The sequence below is a fragment of the Actinoplanes sp. NBRC 101535 genome (assembly GCF_030269225.1).
Classification (GTDB): domain Bacteria; phylum Actinomycetota; class Actinomycetes; order Mycobacteriales; family Micromonosporaceae; genus Actinoplanes; species Actinoplanes rectilineatus.
Genome location: NZ_BSSY01000008.1, coordinates 150,803 through 165,741 on the forward strand (window position 1 = coordinate 150,803; position 14,939 = coordinate 165,741).

15 protein-coding genes are annotated in these 14,939 nt (G+C 70.3%); 9 read left to right on the top strand and 6 right to left on the bottom strand.

The annotated features are described in order from the left end of the window. Nucleotides 1-151: 151 nt before the first annotated feature. Nucleotides 152-1,165, top strand: a complete 1,014-nt coding sequence (locus QSK32_RS23065; RefSeq protein ID WP_285473126.1) for a TIGR03617 family F420-dependent LLM class oxidoreductase — start codon at nt 152-154, stop codon at nt 1,163-1,165. Here QSK32_RS23065 and QSK32_RS23070 read toward each other — a convergent pair. After that, nucleotides 1,117-1,512 (bottom strand): DUF427 domain-containing protein, encoded by a 396-nt coding sequence (locus QSK32_RS23070; protein WP_285473127.1) that lies wholly within the window; start codon nt 1,510-1,512, stop codon nt 1,117-1,119. The genes QSK32_RS23065 and QSK32_RS23070 overlap by 49 nt on opposite strands. Before the next feature lie 6 nt (nt 1,513-1,518). Here QSK32_RS23070 and QSK32_RS23075 point away from each other — a divergent pair, with 6 nt between their 5' ends. Beyond that, nucleotides 1,519-1,989 carry an aminoacyl-tRNA deacylase gene (locus QSK32_RS23075; protein ID WP_502872549.1) on the top strand — a complete coding sequence of 157 codons (471 nt, stop codon included), beginning with the start codon at nt 1,519-1,521 and terminating at the stop codon, nt 1,987-1,989. A gap of 33 nt (nt 1,990-2,022) precedes the next feature. Here QSK32_RS23075 and QSK32_RS23080 read toward each other — a convergent pair whose 3' ends face one another. Then, a complete protein-coding gene (locus QSK32_RS23080; protein WP_285473129.1) occupies nt 2,023-2,877 on the bottom strand; it encodes an SDR family oxidoreductase in 855 nt (284 codons plus the stop codon). A gap of 119 nt (nt 2,878-2,996) precedes the next feature. Between QSK32_RS23080 and QSK32_RS23085 the strand changes: the two genes are divergently transcribed. The 4 genes from QSK32_RS23085 to QSK32_RS23100 all read left to right on the top strand — a co-directional run bounded on the left by QSK32_RS23085 (nt 2,997) and on the right by QSK32_RS23100 (nt 6,475). Next, nucleotides 2,997-3,377: a winged helix-turn-helix transcriptional regulator gene (locus QSK32_RS23085; protein ID WP_045748338.1), complete on the top strand. Its 381-nt coding sequence runs from the start codon at nt 2,997-2,999 to the stop codon at nt 3,375-3,377. A gap of 15 nt (nt 3,378-3,392) precedes the next feature. After that, nucleotides 3,393-3,740 (top strand): UBP-type zinc finger domain-containing protein, encoded by a 348-nt coding sequence (locus QSK32_RS23090; RefSeq protein ID WP_285473130.1) that lies wholly within the window; start codon nt 3,393-3,395, stop codon nt 3,738-3,740. A gap of 134 nt (nt 3,741-3,874) precedes the next feature. Further along, on the top strand, nt 3,875-5,434 hold the full coding sequence (locus QSK32_RS23095; protein WP_045748340.1) for a methyl-accepting chemotaxis protein: 1,560 nt from the start codon (nt 3,875-3,877) through the stop codon (nt 5,432-5,434). A gap of 3 nt (nt 5,435-5,437) precedes the next feature. Then, a complete protein-coding gene (locus tag QSK32_RS23100) occupies nt 5,438-6,475 on the top strand; it encodes a GGDEF domain-containing protein (protein WP_285473131.1) in 1,038 nt (345 codons plus the stop codon). A 14-nt stretch (nt 6,476-6,489) separates the two neighbouring features. Here QSK32_RS23100 and QSK32_RS23105 read toward each other — a convergent pair whose 3' ends face one another. Both QSK32_RS23105 and QSK32_RS23110 read right to left on the bottom strand, forming a co-directional pair. Next, nucleotides 6,490-7,569, bottom strand: coding sequence for a CaiB/BaiF CoA transferase family protein (locus QSK32_RS23105; RefSeq protein WP_285473132.1), 1,080 nt, complete (start codon nt 7,567-7,569; stop codon nt 6,490-6,492). After that, the gene (locus QSK32_RS23110; RefSeq protein ID WP_285473133.1) at nt 7,559-8,722 is read right to left on the bottom strand and encodes an acyl-CoA dehydrogenase family protein; all 1,164 of its coding nucleotides are present in this window, start codon (nt 8,720-8,722) and stop codon (nt 7,559-7,561) included. The genes QSK32_RS23105 and QSK32_RS23110 overlap by 11 nt, the downstream gene beginning before the upstream one ends. Nucleotides 8,723-8,849: 127 nt before the next feature. Here QSK32_RS23110 and QSK32_RS23115 point away from each other — a divergent pair, with 127 nt between their 5' ends. After that, complete coding sequence (locus tag QSK32_RS23115) at nt 8,850-9,458, top strand: TetR/AcrR family transcriptional regulator (protein WP_285473134.1); 609 nt, start codon at nt 8,850-8,852, stop codon at nt 9,456-9,458. Between the two features lie 9 nt (nt 9,459-9,467). On the opposite strand, the gene QSK32_RS23120 is transcribed toward QSK32_RS23115, so the two are convergent. Continuing rightward, the gene (locus QSK32_RS23120) at nt 9,468-10,571 is read right to left on the bottom strand and encodes an FAD-dependent oxidoreductase (RefSeq protein ID WP_285473135.1); all 1,104 of its coding nucleotides are present in this window, start codon (nt 10,569-10,571) and stop codon (nt 9,468-9,470) included. A gap of 82 nt (nt 10,572-10,653) precedes the next feature. Between QSK32_RS23120 and QSK32_RS23125 the strand changes: the two genes are divergently transcribed. Beyond that, on the top strand, nt 10,654-11,346 hold the full coding sequence (locus QSK32_RS23125; RefSeq protein WP_285473136.1) for a TetR/AcrR family transcriptional regulator: 693 nt from the start codon (nt 10,654-10,656) through the stop codon (nt 11,344-11,346). Between the two features lie 619 nt (nt 11,347-11,965). Here the strand turns inward: QSK32_RS23125 and QSK32_RS23130 are convergent. Further along, nucleotides 11,966-12,499: a hypothetical protein gene (locus QSK32_RS23130; RefSeq protein WP_285473137.1), complete on the bottom strand. Its 534-nt coding sequence runs from the start codon at nt 12,497-12,499 to the stop codon at nt 11,966-11,968. A gap of 134 nt (nt 12,500-12,633) precedes the next feature. Between QSK32_RS23130 and QSK32_RS23135 the strand changes: the two genes are divergently transcribed. Continuing rightward, nucleotides 12,634-14,853, top strand: coding sequence for a sulfatase-like hydrolase/transferase (locus QSK32_RS23135; RefSeq protein WP_285473138.1), 2,220 nt, complete (start codon nt 12,634-12,636; stop codon nt 14,851-14,853). Nucleotides 14,854-14,939 lie beyond the last annotated feature (86 nt).

The window sequence follows — 14,939 nt, forward strand, 5'->3', positions numbered from 1 at the left end:
ACCGCAGGCAGTGGTTGCCGAGCGGCCGCACCGCTTATCGGGAATCCGGATGACTGGGGTGGCGTAGGACGCCGGCCGGTGTGACGGTGCACGGCGAGGCGTGGATTCAGCGTCCCGGCTGATGGATCGGTTCGCGGGTTAGGGTGTGGCCATGCTCGTGGACGTCACCGCTGCGGTCACCGCCTCACCCGATGACGTCGAGGCCGCCGCGGTGCTCGCCGAGGCTGACGGCTTCGACGGGTTCGCTGCCGCCGAGACCCGGCACGACGTCTTCACCGTGTTGACCCTTGCCGCGCGGGCCACCACCCGGATCTCGCTGCAGTCGGCGATCGCTGTCGCGTTCGCGCGCAATCCGATGAGTGTGGCCGTGCTCGCCAACGACCTGCAGCTGATCTCCCGGGGGAGGTTCCGGTTGGGGCTCGGTTCGCAGGTCAAGCCGCACATCGAGCGCCGGTTCGCGATGCCCTGGGGGAAGCCGGCCGCCCGGATGGAGGAGTTCGTCGCCGCTGTTCGCGCGATCTGGGCGGCGTGGGAGACCGGGGACCGGCTGATGTTCCGCGGCGAGTTCTACCGGCACACCCTGATGTCCGACTACTTCAATCCGGGGCCCAACCGGTTCGGCAATCCGCCGATCGCGCTCGCCGCCGTCGGTGACCTGATGGTGCGCGCGGCCGGCCGTGTCGCCGACGGTCTGCTCGTGCATCCGTTGACCAGCGCCGACTATCTCCACGGGCATCTGGTGCCGTTGCTGCGGGGCGCCCGGGGCGGTGATCTGGACGGATTCTCCCTGGAGATGTCGGTGATGGTGGTTCTCGGCGCGGACGAGGCCGCCCGGCGGGAGGCGGAACGGGCGGTCCGGGAGCAGATCGCGTTCTACGCTTCGACGCCCGCGTACCGTCCGCTGCTCGAGGCGCACGGCTGGGGTGAGCTGGCCGATCGTCTGAACCTGCTGTCGCGTCGGCAGGCGTGGGCGGAGATGGCCGCTGCGATCGACGACGACGTGCTCGACGCCTTCGCGGTGGTAGGGGACCCGGCCGTGGTCGCCGCAGCCCTGCGCAAGCGGTTCGGCGGTGTTCTCGACCGGATCTCCCTGTACACCCCGTACGAGGTGGACCGTCAGCTGGTCGCCGGGGTGACCGCGATGCTGTCGACCCGGTCGGGGTAGAACGCGACGTGCCCTCTCACCGCGGCGACCGCCTCGGACGGGTCCTGGTATTCCCAGACCGCGTCCCGGCCCTCGGTGACCGCGTAGTAGGTGGCCTCGCCCTTGTAGGGGCACCACGTCGTCGTGTCGGTGCGGGTGAGCAGGCTGGTGTCCACGTCACTCAGTGGGATGTAGGGCACCGGCGGATAGTTCGCCTCCTGCAACGTCAGGGAGGCGCGGGTGTCGGCGACCACGCGACCGCCGGCCGTCACGACGATGTGGTCGCCGCTCGGGGTGACGGTGATGGGGTGGTTCGGTCCGGGGGTGAGTCTCGGCTTGTCGGCCATGAAGGCGAGCCTACCTCGCATCGTACGATGATCATTGTGAGTAGTCCGGCCATCGCCGCGGTGACCGCCGCGGGCATCGCACATGACGTCGTCCGGCACGGGCCGGTCAGCAGTGTCGCCGAGGCGGCGGCCGTCCATCAGGTCGAGGTCCGTGACCTGGTGAAGACCCTGGTGGTGCGGCGCGCCGCCAGCGACTACCTGTTCGTGCTGGTCCCGGGGGACCGGGTGATCTCCTGGCCGAAACTGAGGGCGCTGCTCGGTGTGAACCGGCTGTCCATGCCGGACGCGGCGACGGCGAAGGACGTCACCGGGTACGAGCGGGGCACGATCACCCCGTTCGGCGCGTCGACCGCCTGGCCGGTGATCGCCGACGAGCGGACCCGTGGGCGGTTCGTCGCGCTCGGCGCCGGGGAGCGTGGTGTCGCGCTCCGGGTCGGCGCCGATGCGGCGGTGGAGGCCCTGCGGGGGACGTTCGCCGACGTCACCGACGAAGCCTAGGGGTTCCCGGGCGTCCCGGTGAGGAGGGGACGCTCAGCCCTTCAGCTCGGTCGCGATCGCGTCGTCCAGCGGGGTGGACGGGCGGCTGATCAGGCGCTGCAGGTCGGTGCTGTCGGTGTCCAGTTCGCCGTCGACGACCTTGCCGTCGGTGTCGGCGAGCAGGCCGGCGAACGCCTCCGGGAGGCCGGCGCCGACGAGGGCGGCCTGGAAGTCAGCGACGGAGAGGTTGCGGTATTCGACCGGCTTGCCGGACTGCTGCGCGATGGCGGCGGCGAGCTCGCCCTTGGTGAACGGGGTGGTGCCGCCCAGTTCGAAGACGCCGGTCTCGCCGGAGATCAGCACCGCGGCGGCCGCCTCGGCGTAGTCGCCGCGGGTGGCGGCGGCGATCCGGCCCTCACCGGAGGCGCCGTAGATCGCGCCGTGCTCGATGTCGCCGGCCAGGTTGCCGGTGTAGTTCTCGATGTACCAGCCGTTGCGCAGCAGCGCGAACGGGATGCCGGAGGCGGCGATCAGTTCTTCGGTGGCCTTGTGTTCGGGGCCGAGGCCCAGCGTGCTGGTGTCGGCGCGCAGCAGGCTGGTGTACGCGAGGAAGCCCACGCCCGCCGCCTTGGCCGCGTTGATCACGGCGGTGTGCTGCGGCACTCGCTGGCCGACGGCGTTGCCGGAGATCAGCAGGAGCTTGTCGACGCCGGCGAACGCGGTGGTGAGTGTCTCCGGGGCGTCGTAGTCGGCTACCCGGACCTGCACGCCCCGGGCGCTCAGGGCCCCGGCCTTGGCGCTGTCCCGGACGACGGCGACGATCTCGGACGGCGCGGTGCCGCGGGTGATCAGTGCCTCGACGACGAGACGGCCCAGCTGTCCGGTGGCTCCGGTGACGGCGATGCTCATGGTGACTCCTTAGGTGGGGACTTGCCTGCCACGAGAATGCACTAACTTTTGGAAAGTGCCAACCGGGGGTGAGCACAGTCACGAGGAACAGTGCGGTGTGCCTAGGTATCGTCTATGTCATGGACGAACCCGATGACGAGCTGATAACCAGCGTTTTCGCACGGGCGTGTCCGTCCCGCGGAGTGCTGGCCGACGTGACCGGCCGCTGGGGCGGTCTCGCTCTCGCCGCCCTCCACGAGGGCTCCTACCGATTCAACGCCCTGCGCCGCCGCGTCGACGGCGTGAGCGAGAAGATGCTGGCCCAGACGCTGCAGTCGCTGGAACGCGACGGTCTCGTGCGGCGCGAGGTGCAGGCGACCATCCCGCCGCGGGTGGAATACAGCCTCACCCCGCTCGGCGCGCAGGTCGCCGAACGGATGCAGGCCCTGATCGACCTGCTCGAGGGCGAGATCGTCCAGGTCGTCGAGGCGCAGCAGGCGTACGACCGGACACACGCGTGAGATAGGTTTCCGGGCGTGACGAGCCCCGAGATCCGAACCGATGTCCCGCCGTCCGGCACCGGCTGCGCCGACTGTCTCGCCGCCGGCGGCTGGTGGTTCCACCTGCGCCGCTGCACCGAGTGCGGCCATGTCGGCTGCTGCGACTCCTCCCCGGCGCAGCACGCCACCGGCCACTTCGCGGCGACCGGCCACCCGGTCGTCCAGTCCTTCGAGCCCGGCGAGGACTGGTTCTGGGACTTCAGCAGCGAGCAGGCGTTCGCCGGCCCCGAGCTGGCCCCGCCGACCAGCCGCCCCGAGGATCAGCCGGTCCCGGGCCCGGCCGGCGCGGTCCCGGTCGAGTGGCGGAGCCGCCTGCACCGCTGAGCCCCGGGCAGGCCGTTCCTCCGCCGGAACAGAGGCCGTGACAGGAGCCGGATGCCGCGGTGGGAGCTGAAGCGCTTCCTCAGGTGATCCGCGTCACGGTCGATGGGCAGGTGACGACGGACGGTGGAGGGCGCATGAGCGGCTTGCAGGACATCGGCCTGGCCAAACGGCTGGGCATCATCGTCACCACCGGCGCCCTGGCGCTCGGTGTGTCCGCGGCGATCACGCTCGCCGGCCAGTCCCGCCTGGCCGGCCAGGCCGAGGAACTGCGCGCCCTGGAGGCCGGCCTGGCCGCCCTCAACCACCTGAACAACCGGCAGAGCGAGCTGAAGGTCGACGCCTACCGGGCGGCGCTCGGCCAGGACGTCACCGGCGACGTGAAGGACGACGTCGTGTCGGCCACCGAGGCTGCCGACGCCGTCGAGGCCGCCGGCCTGCCCGCCGATCTCCTGGCTGCCTTCGAGGGTTACCGGGCGGACTTCACCGACTTCAACACGTTCATCAGTGACTTCGTCACCGCGGGCGTGGCGAGCCCGAAGTCGGTGATCGCCCGGCTGGACGAGATCCCGGAGGCCAACGACAAGACCGACGGCTATCTCGACGACCTCACCGGCAAGGTGGAGGCGGCCATCGAGCAGCAGAAGACCGACATGGCCACCACGGTCAGTTCGGTCCGCAACACCGCGATCGTGGTCGTCCTGCTCGCCCTCGGCCTGCTCATCGGCATGGCGATCCCGATGGTCCGGTCGATCCTCGGGCCGATCCGGGTCCTCGGCGCGGTCCTCGAGGCCCTGGACCGGGGTGACCTCACCGCCCGCAGCAACATCACCAGCAGAGACGAGCTCGGTTCGATGGCCACCGCCCTGGACCGGTCGCTGGAGAAACTGCGCAGTTCGATGGGCACCATCGCGCACGACGCCGACCGGCTGGCCGTCGCCTCCAACGAACTGGCCGGGGTGTCCGGGCAGATCGCCGACGCGGTGGACAAGACCGACCGGCAGAGCAACTCGGCCGCCACCGAGGCCGAGGAGATCTCCCGCAACGTGCAGTCGGTCGCGGCCGGCTCGGAGGAGATGGGCCTGTCGATCCGGGAGATCTCCCGCAACACCAGCGAGGCGGTGCAGATCGCCGGGATCGCGGTGAACGAGGCGGCCCGGGCCACCGACACCATCCGGCAGCTCGGCGAGTCGTCCGCCGAGATCGGCAACGTGATCAAACTGATCACCAGCATCGCCGAGCAGACCAACCTGCTCGCGCTGAACGCGACCATCGAGGCGGCCCGCGCGGGCGAGGCCGGCAAGGGGTTCGCCGTGGTGGCCAGCGAGGTCAAGGACCTGGCCCAGGAGACGGCGAAGGCCACCGAGGACATCGGCGCCCGGGTCACCGCCATCCAGCACGACACCAACGGCGCGGTCGAGGTGATCAACCGGGTGTCCGAGGTGATCGCGCAGATCAACGACTTCCAGACCACCATCGCCTCGGCGGTCGAACAGCAGACCGCGACCACCGGCGAGATGAGCCGCAGCATCGCCGAGGTGGCCGCCGGGTCCAGCCGGATCGCCGCGAACATCAGCGACGTGTCGGACGCCAGCAACGCCACCGTCACCGGCATCAACCAGACCAGGGAGGCCAGCGGCGAGGTGTCGCGTACGGCCGAGGAACTGCGCACCCTGGTGGGCGGGTTCCGGTTCTGACCGATGCCGATCGACGAGTCGCTGCGGGCGCGGCGCCGGGCCTCCGAGACCGCGAGCCTGGTGACCCGGGCGATCGGGTCGATCGCCACGGCGCTGTTCGGTCTGGGTGTCGGCGGGATCGGGCCGGCGGACCCCGCGCCGCAGGTGGAGCAGGTCTGCGTGGTCGTGGCGGTGCTGCTCGCGGCCACCTGCGTGCTGTCGTTCCTGAACCGGCGCAGGCCGTCGGCGGACCGGTACACCGGGTTCAGCATCCTGCAGACCGTCCTCGACACCGTCACGGTGACGGCGTTCGTGGCACAGACCCAGCGGTACACCGGGCAGGCCACCTGGCCGCTGCTCGCCCTGCCGATCGTGATCGGCGCCAGCCGCAACCGCCTGCCGGGCGCCATGGCGGTCTGGGCGGCCACCTCCGCGGCGCTGATCGCCCCGGTGGTGCCGATCGCCGCCGAGCGGACCGGCGCGATCTTCCTCAACCTGATGATCGCGGTGATCACCGGCAGCCAGTCGTCGGCGCTGGCCCGGCACCTCGCCGACCTGCAGGAGACCCGCCGGGCGCTGCAGCACCAGGCCACCCACGACCCGCTCACCGGACTGCCGAACCGGGCGCAGCTCGCCGGGTACGCCGACGACTGCGCGGCCCGGCCCCTGGTGGTGCTGCTGCTCGACCTCAACGGCTTCAAGAAGGTCAACGACACCCACGGTCACGCCGTCGGCGACCTGCTGCTGCACGAGATCGGTACCCGCCTGGTCGGCGTGCTCGGCGCGGCGGGGCTGGCCGGGCGTCTGGGCGGTGACGAGTTCCTGGTCCTGCTGCCGGAGACCGGACCGGATCAGGCCGCGCCGATCGTGGAACGCCTGCGCGCGGCGATCCGGCGGCCGGTGGAGATCGGCACGGACCGGACGGTGACGGTCGGTGTCAGCATCGGGATCGCGTCGCGGCCGGCGGGCGGTGCGGTCGGCCTCGACGTGCTCACCGCCGAGGCCGACGCCGCGATGTACCGCGACAAACGCGGCCCCATCGCCGCCGAGACAGCCGCCTGATCACCGCCGTCCGGTCATTTCCAGCCGGCCAGGACCTCGGTCACGGTGGTCGCCTCCCGCACGGCCGGTTCCTTCACGGGGGTACGCGAGAAGCGCGGTCCCGGCCCCGGCTGTACCACCCCGCCCACGTCGACGAAGGTGCCGCGGGCGACGTTGTGCGGATGCCGTGGCGCCTCGGTGGGGGAGAGGACCGGGCTGACGCAGGCGTCGGCTCCCGTGAAGACCTGCTCCCACTCGTCCCGGGTGCGGGTCCGGAACCGGGCCGCGAACAGCCGCCGCAGTTCCGGCCAGCCGTCCCGGTCCTGCTGTTCCGTCGCCGGAACGACCTCGAGCCCGCGGAGCAGCGCGGCGTAGAACCGGGGTTCCAGCGCTCCGACCGCCACGTACCGGCCGTCGGCCGTCTCGTAGGTGTCGTAGAACGGCGCTCCACCGTCGAGGAGGTTCCCGCCCCGGCCGCCGGACCACGCCCCGCCGGCGATCATCCCGTGCAGGAACGTGGTGAGCAGCGCCGAACCGTCCACCATCGCGGCGTCGACGACCTGTCCCCGCCCGGAACGCTCCCGCTCCAGCAGTGCCGCCAGCACCCCGACCGCCAGCAGCATGCCGCCACCGGCGAAGTCGGCGAGCAGGTTGACCGGCGCGTGCGGGCGTTGACCGGGACGGCCCAGCGGTTCCAGCGCCCCGGCGACCGCGAGGTAGTCGATGTCGTGCCCGGCGGCGGCGGCCAGGGGCCCGCTCTGACCCCAGCCGGTCATCCGCGCGTACACGAGACGGGGGTTGAGGTTCTGACACACGTCCGGACCGAGACCGAGACGCTCGGCCACGCCCGGCCGGTGTCCCTCCACCAGGACGTCGGCCCGGGCGGCGAGGCTGAGCATTTCGGCGACGCCGTCCGGGGACTTGAGGTCGAGGGTGACGACCCGGCGGTTGCGCTGCAGCGGACCGTCGAGTCCGGTGCCGCCGGGCCGGTCGACGAGCACCACGTCGGCGCCGAGATCCGCCAGCAGCATGCAGCCGAAGGGCCCGGGGGCGAGGCCGGCGAGCTCGACCACCCGGATGCCGCTCAGCGGGCCGGTCCGGTCGTCAGAGGGCACGGGCGATCAGCTCCTTCATGATCTCGTTGGTGCCGCCGTAGATCTTCTGCACCCGGGCGTCGGCGTACATCCGGGCGATCGGGTAGTCGGTGGTGTAGCCGTAGCCACCGAAGATCTGCAGGCAGCGGTCGACGACCTCGCACTGCCCCTCGGTCAGGTACAGCTTGGCCATCGCGGCGGTGGCCACGTCCAGCTCACCGCGGACGTGCCGGGCGATGCAGTCGTCCAGGAAGACCCGGGAGACGCGGGTGCGGGTGGCGCACTCGGCGAGCACCATCCGGGTGTTCTGGTGGTCCAGCAGGACCTTCCCGAAGGCTTTTCGATCCTTGGCGTACGCGGTGGCGAGCTCGACGGCCCGCTGCATGGCCGCGACGGCCCCCACCCCGATCACCAGCCGCTCCTGGGGGAGCTTCTGCATCAGCTGGACGAATCCGGCGCCTTCGGTGCCGAGCAGGTTCGCCGCGGGCACCCGGAAATCGTCGAAGAACAGCTCGGCCGTGTCGTTGGCGTGCAGACCGATCTTGTCGAGGGTGCGTCCCCGCCGGAAGCCACCGGTCTCCGTGGTGGTCTCGGCGACCAGCAGGGAGATGCCGCGCGCCTTGGCGGACTGATCGGTCTTGACCGCGAGGACCACCAGGTCCGCCATGTGCCCGTTGGTGATGAAGGTCTTGGCGCCGCTGACCAGGTAGTCGTCGCCGTCGCGGACCGCACGGGTCCGTATCGCCTGGACGTCGGAGCCGCCGTCCGGCTCGGTCATCGCGATGGCGCCGACCAGCGCGCCGCTGCACAGGCCCGGCAGCCAGCGCTGTTTCTGCTCTTCCGTGCCGAAAGTGACGAGGTATCCGGTCACGATGCCGCTGTGGACCGCGAGACCGAGGCTACCCTCGCCGGCCATCGTCTGTTCGTGCAACAGCGCGGCCTCGTGGGTGAAATCGCCACCACCGCCGCCGTACGCCTCCGGGACGGACAATCCGAGAAGGCCCAGCTCGCCGGCCCGGCGGTAGTGCTCCCGGTCCGGATGTCCCTGGGCCTCCAGACGGGCGGTGTGGGGGAGAACGTCCTTGAGGAAGAAGGTCCGGGCCATCTCGGCCAGATCGTCGTGTTCCGGTTCGCGCCACGGCTCGGTGTAGCCGTGCAGTCCAGGCGTCGGCATCGACACACCCTGAAACACTGTTGGCGATGTGTCAACAAGCGGGTGATCAATCGGGGGGCGCGATGAAAGCATCGACCTACCGGGTATATCGGATCCTGATGAATCGCGGCCGGGTTAGGGTCGGCGGGTGACACTGGAGGTGGGCCGTCGGCGGCGGCTCGAACCGGACGCCCGTCGTGAGCAGATCCTGTCGGTTGCGGTGCGATTGTTCGGTCAACGGCCCTATGCTGCGGTTTCGACCACTGACGTCGCGCGTGAGGCGGGTGTGGCGCGGGGGCTGGTGAACCACTACTTCGGGACTAAAAAGGATCTATATCTCGAAGTGGTACGGGTCATGCTTTTTGTGCCCTCGGTGGCCGTTGACGGACTTCCGCAGGGTGATCGGGAGGCGCGGGCCGACGCGATCGTCGGCTGGTTCCTGGACGTGGTCTCCCGGCACAGCACCTCCTGGCTGGCCGCGATCACCGCCGGCGGCATGGCCGGCGATGCGGACGTGGACGCCGTGATCGACGAGGCGGTCGATGTGGCCGCGCTCAGTGTGCTGAAAGCGGTGGGGCTGGGGGAGGACCCGAGTCCGGCGTTGCTGGGGATGTCCCGGGCATACGTGGGGCTGGCGATCCACACGGCCCGCGAGTGGCTGCAGCGCAACGCGTTGACCAGGATGCAGGTGCAGTCCCTGCTGGCGACGACGCTCGTGACGATGGTGGACCGAGTGTTCCCGCAAGCGGTCCGTTGAACGGTTCCGTCAGGACGGCTGGACCTCGTCGAAGAGGGCGACGGCCGCCGCGGGATCCGGGTTGACGAGGCGGTCCAGGCCGGCGGCGGTGATCCCCGCCCACCGGGCGGCCCGCGCCCACATCCGTTCCTCGAAGGCGCGGACGGCGTCGTCCAGATCCGCGGTGCCGACGATGGACTCGGCCAGCTCGGCGCCGTCCATCATCGCCAGGTTCGCGCCCGCTCCCAGGGGCGGCATCAGGTGGGCGGCGTCGCCCAGCAGCGTCACCCCGGGGACGTGGGCCCAGGTGTGCTCGACCGGCAGGACGTACAGCGGACGGTGCGTGAAGGTGCCGCCGTGCCGCAGCAGGTCGAGGAGCCGATCGGACCAGCCGTCGAACAGCGCCAGCATGCTGGACCGGATCTCCTCGGAGTCGCCCGGACTCTCGTCCAGGGGTGCTCGGAAGTGGGCGTACACCTTCACATGGCCGCCGCTGTTGCGCTGCGCCACGAGACCACGGTTGATGCCGTACGCCGCCAAGGAACCGTCGCCGATCAGCCTGGCCAGTTCGGGGTGGCGGGTGTCGACGTCGTCGAGAGAGGTCTCGACATTGGTGACGCCGGTGTACTGCGGTGCCACCGGAGAGACCGCCGTGCGGGTTCGGGACCAGGCGCCGTCCGCGCCGACGACGAGGTCGAACACCTCCGCCGACCCGTCGGCGACGTGCACCCGCGCGCCGCCCTGACCTGTCGGGGTCACCCGCGTCACCGGGCGGCCCCAGTGGACGTCGAGGTCGCCGAGCAGCAGGTCACGCAGCTGACCGCGGTCGATCTCGGGGTTGGCCCGCTCGTCGTCGGCGGGATGCCAGTCGCGCAGGACGGTCCCGTCGGTGTCCAGGATGCGCATGGCCTGGCCCTCCGGCCGGGAGATCGCCCGGAACTCCGGCAGCAGCCCCGCCCGGTCCAGCGCGAACTGGCCCAGGCCCTTGTGCAGGTCCAGCGTGCCGCCGGGTGGGCGGGCATCGGGGCCGGCGTCGCGCTCGAAGATCGTGACGTGCCGGCCGTGGCGGTGCAGGACGCGGGCGAAGGTGAGGCCGCCGGGGCCGCCACCGATCACAGCGATACGGTGTCTCATGCCGATACACTGTATTGGCGAACGGCGGGATCGGGTAGGCCCCGGCGGTATGCAGTGGGCGGGGCAGTGGTGAGGTGGGGACATGACCGTGTGGGACCGGCCGGAGCCGCCGGCACGCCCCGTGCCGCTCGACCGGGAGCGGATCGTCGCCGCCGCCGTTGCGCTGGCCGACGAGGGCGGACTGGAGGCGGTGTCGCTGCGCAAGGTCGCGGCGCGGCTGGAGGCGGGGCCGATGCGGCTCTACGGGTACATCGCCGTCAAAGAGGAACTGCTGGACCTCATGGTGGACGAGGTCTACGCCGAGATCCTGCCCGAGGAACGGGCCGGCGACTGGCGTGCGGCGCTCGGCGGGCTCGCCCATCGCACCCGGCGGGCCGCGCTGCGCCACCCGTGGCTGGCCGACCTGCTCGGTGGGCGCCCCGCCCTGGGGCCGAACGGGCTCGCGGTGACCGAGGCGACGCTGGCCGCGCTCGACGGTCTCGCGGACGTCGACACCGTCATGCGTGCCGTCGAGACCGTCAGCGCGTACTTCACCGGCGCGATCCGTCGTGAGGTCGCCGAGCTGCGGGCCGAGCGCGTGTCCGGCCTGTCCAAGCGGGAGTGGCAGCGCGCCTCCGGACCGCACGTGACGGCGATGCTGGCCACGGGACGCTTTCCGGCGCTGGCCAGGGCGGTGCACGACGGCGCGGACGTCGACCCCGAGGTCTCCTTCACGACCGGCCTGGACTGGGTGCTCGATGCCGTGGCCACCAGACTCACCCGCGCGTCGCCCTGACACCCGGCCCAGCCCTGCCCTGCCCTGCCCGGCCCGGCCCGGCTCTGGCTCGACGGCCTGTGCGGGCCGGCTCAATTCTTGCGCGCTCTAGACACCTAATGAGTCAGTCAGGGTCTGCCTGCGTGGTGATTTCGGGCGCTCAGCACGCCCGTATTCACCACACCGCCAGGGGTGTGTTGATTTGGGGCGTCCTGCGCGCCCGTATTCACCACGCCGTCAGGGGTGTGGTGATTTGGGGCGTCCAGCGCGCCTGTATTCACCACGCCGTCAGGGGTGTGGTGATTTGGGGCGTCCTGCGCGCCCGTATTCACCACGCCGTCAGGGGTGTGGTGAATTGGGGCGTCCAGCGCGCCCGAAATCACCACGCGGACGGGTTTCGCACCCTGATCACGAAACATGTCTAGCCGGTGTGATGACCCCTGCTGGTCGGGGGTGCTGAAGGTGGGCTCCAGCGGACTTCGGGGGATGCGGACCGGTCGGTTCTGCGCCCTACGCGGCGGACCGACCGGTCCGCTATCGGGTCGGGTGGCATGGCCTCCGGGATCGGCGCCGGGGAAATGAGGCTAGCCTCCTAGGATGGCATAGAGGGTGTGAGGTGGCTGCGCGGGAGGTCGGGCCCTCACTCGCCGAGTCCACGACGGCGAAGCTCGGAACGGATGTCCGCCGACGAGGACCTCAGCCCTGCAATCGGCATGGAGAAGCGCAGTTGATCGCCCTTGTGCTTGCGCAACGGCGGGCGGCCCCCGCGGTCGAATCGCATCACCCGCGATTCGTCAGCGGGAACCACGACAACGTCGAGCATCGCGACGGGCCACACCCATCGGACGCGGGCAGTGGCCACGGCCGCATAGGGCACCACGACCATGTCGTGCCGTTCAGCAGCCGGCTCGACCCAGTCGCCGCCGAACCTCAACCCGGCCGGGCGCGCGCGGGAGGACAGCAGAGAGAATATGGCGAAGGAGATCGTGTAAACAGCTACAAAAGCGGCACTGTCTGCGACAGCGGGCGTGTCTGGCCTGCCGTCGAGTGCCGAGAACAGCAAAGATGCGCCGACGGCCGCGACGAAGCCCATCGCGGCCGTCGCGACCACGTAGCGCCACGACGACCACTCGAATGCCACTTCACCCGGCGCGGGGGCGTCGCCGATCGCCATGAGCTGATCGTGGCAGCTTGCTGTTGCGCCGATGGCAGAGACCCCGGCGGTCCCAGTATCCGGCTTGATGATCTCGTACGTAGAGATCTGGTTACGGGGTGAACCATCCGGGCCAGGGGTCCGTTCCCCATGACGTGCAGCCGACAGACCTCGCCGATGGGCAGCAGCATCCGGACGAGCAGAACGATGAAGACAACAGCAGGAAGAAGTCGCCGGGTACGCCGCCGGAGGCGCCCGACGAGAGTGCCGCCGTGACGGGCACCCCGGTTGACGAGGGTGCCGTGGTGGACGGGCCCGCTGAGGAGAGCACGGAGAACGACGAGCCTGTCGCGCAGGCTGGTGAACCCGCGGAGACGGTTGACGAGCCCTCGGCTGAGGCTCGGGAGTCGGCTGAGCCGGCCACGGTTGCGGAATCGGTAGTGGTTGCGGAACCGGCGGAACCGGTCGAGGCGGCGGAACCGGCCAGGGTGACGACGCCGGTCGAGATCAAGAGCCTGCCTGAGATGGCTGCCGCGACTGAGGTGGCGGTGCTGGACGAGGCGCCGGCCGCGGACGGCTCGGAGGGGGCGGCCGAGAAGGGCGGGGCCGCTGCCGAGGTCTCCGATACGAACGGCCGTGCCTCTGACGAAGACCAGGGTTCGGGTCCGCGCGTACAGGAGGAGGAAGAGGACGCCGAGACGCCGGGGGTGACCGACGCCGGGCCGGCGCGCAGGCCGGGACTGTTGCGGCGGATCTTCGGGTTGCGGGTGGCGTCGGTGGGGTTCACCGTGCTGGCGGCGGGTGTGCTGTTCGTGGCGCTGCTGTGGCCGAACGTGTTGAAGCGGCTGACGCTGGGGAACTTCGCGCGGATCCCGATCGAGGCGGCGATCGCGCTGCTGGTGCTGATCTTCCTGCCGCGGCGGGTGCGGGTGGTGGTGGGGACGCTGCTGGGGGTGATGCTCGGGTGGCTCGTCGTCGAGAAGAGCCTCGACATGGGGTTCTTCGAAACGCTGGCCCGGCCGTTCGACCCGGTGCTCGACTGGGTGCTCTTCGATGACGCCTACGGGTTCGTGCGGGACTCCTACGGTCAGGCCTCGGCCTATGGCGCGGCGGCCGGGATCGTGTTGCTGCCGCTTGTGGTGATCGTGTTGTGTGTGTGGGCGTTGTTGCGTCTGGCGGCTGTCGGTGCGCGGCACCGGCGGGGGACCGCGGCGGCGATGGGGACCGTGACGCTGGCCTGGGCGTTGACGTTGACGCTGGGGGTGCAGTTCTTCGACAGTATTCCGGTGGCGGCGCGCAGCAGTGCGACCTACGCCTATGACCGGGCGTGGCAGGCGCGGGCGGGTATCGCGAACGAGGCGGAGTTCGCCAAGGAGGTGAACGTCGACGCGTTCGGGGGTGTGCCGGCGGATCAGCTGCTGACGGGGCTGAAGGGCAAGGATTTCGTTCTGACGTTCGTGGAGAGTTACGGGCGTAACGCGGTGGAGGCGCCGGAGATGGCGCCGGGTGTGGACGCGGTGCTGGACGGGGGCACGCAGAAGCTGGAGCAGGCGGGTTTCGCGGCGCGTAGTGGCTGGTTGACGTCGCCGACGTTCGGTGGCAACAGTTGGCTGGCGCACTCGACGCTGATGTCCGGGTTGTGGATCAACAATCAGGGGCGGTACCGGAATCTGACTGCCAGTAACCGGTTGACGTTGGCCAGTGCGTTCAAGAAGGCGAGCTGGGACACGGTGAGTGTGATGCCGGGTGCGACGCGGGCCTGGCCGGAGGGCGGGTTCTACGGGTTCAACCGGGTGTGGGACTCACGGAATCTGGGCTATCAGGGTCCGAAGTTCAGTTGGGCGCAGATGCCCGACCAGTACACGCTGAAGCAGTTGGCCGAGCGGGAGTACACGAAGCCGGGTCGTCAGCCGTTGATGGTGGAGATGCCGTTGATCTCCAGTCATACGCCGTGGGCGCCGGTGCCGACGTATCTGGAGGATTGGGATCAGGTCGGTGACGGTTCGGTGTACGCGGACCAGGTGGCCAACGGCACCAGGAAGGCCGACATCTGGAGCAGCACCTCGAAGGTGCGCCGGGAGTACGGCAGGTCGATCGAGTACACGCTGACCTCGTTGATCAACTGGGTGGAGAAGTACGGTGACGACAACCTGGTGATGGTGTTCCTCGGTGACCATCAGCCGTCGTCGGTGGTGGCGGGTCAGGATGCCAGCCACGATGTGCCGATCACCATCCTGGCGAAGGATCCGGCGGTGCTCGACAAGATCGCGGACTGGAACTGGTCCGAGGGTCTGAGGCCGGCGACGGATGCGCCGGTGTGGCCGATGAGCGACTTCCGGGACAGGTTCCTGACGGCGTACGGTTCCAAGCACTGATCTTCTCCGGTGGCGGGCGGGTGGGTGGGGGTGTCCCCGCCCGCCCGCTGTCGTATTCCGGGGTGTCGATGGTCACCTCTCTTGCT

Bases quoted from the DNA above. Each gene is read 5' to 3' on its own strand.
- QSK32_RS23065 (WP_285473126.1), top strand. From the start codon at position 152: ATGCTCGTGGACGTCACCGCTGCGGTCACCGCCTCACCCGATGACGTC.
- QSK32_RS23070 (WP_285473127.1), bottom strand. From the start codon at position 1,512: ATGCGAGGTAGGCTCGCCTTCATGGCCGACAAGCCGAGACTCACCCCC.
- QSK32_RS23075 (WP_502872549.1), top strand. From the start codon at position 1,519: ATGATCATTGTGAGTAGTCCGGCCATCGCCGCGGTGACCGCCGCGGGC.
- QSK32_RS23080 (WP_285473129.1), bottom strand. From the start codon at position 2,877: ATGAGCATCGCCGTCACCGGAGCCACCGGACAGCTGGGCCGTCTCGTC.
- QSK32_RS23085 (WP_045748338.1), top strand. From the start codon at position 2,997: ATGGACGAACCCGATGACGAGCTGATAACCAGCGTTTTCGCACGGGCG.
- QSK32_RS23095 (WP_045748340.1), top strand. From the start codon at position 3,875: ATGAGCGGCTTGCAGGACATCGGCCTGGCCAAACGGCTGGGCATCATC.
- QSK32_RS23100 (WP_285473131.1), top strand. From the start codon at position 5,438: ATGCCGATCGACGAGTCGCTGCGGGCGCGGCGCCGGGCCTCCGAGACC.
- QSK32_RS23110 (WP_285473133.1), bottom strand. From the start codon at position 8,722: ATGCCGACGCCTGGACTGCACGGCTACACCGAGCCGTGGCGCGAACCG.
- QSK32_RS23120 (WP_285473135.1), bottom strand. From the start codon at position 10,571: ATGAGACACCGTATCGCTGTGATCGGTGGCGGCCCCGGCGGCCTCACC.
- QSK32_RS23125 (WP_285473136.1), top strand. From the start codon at position 10,654: ATGACCGTGTGGGACCGGCCGGAGCCGCCGGCACGCCCCGTGCCGCTC.
- QSK32_RS23130 (WP_285473137.1), bottom strand. From the start codon at position 12,499: ATGGCGATCGGCGACGCCCCCGCGCCGGGTGAAGTGGCATTCGAGTGG.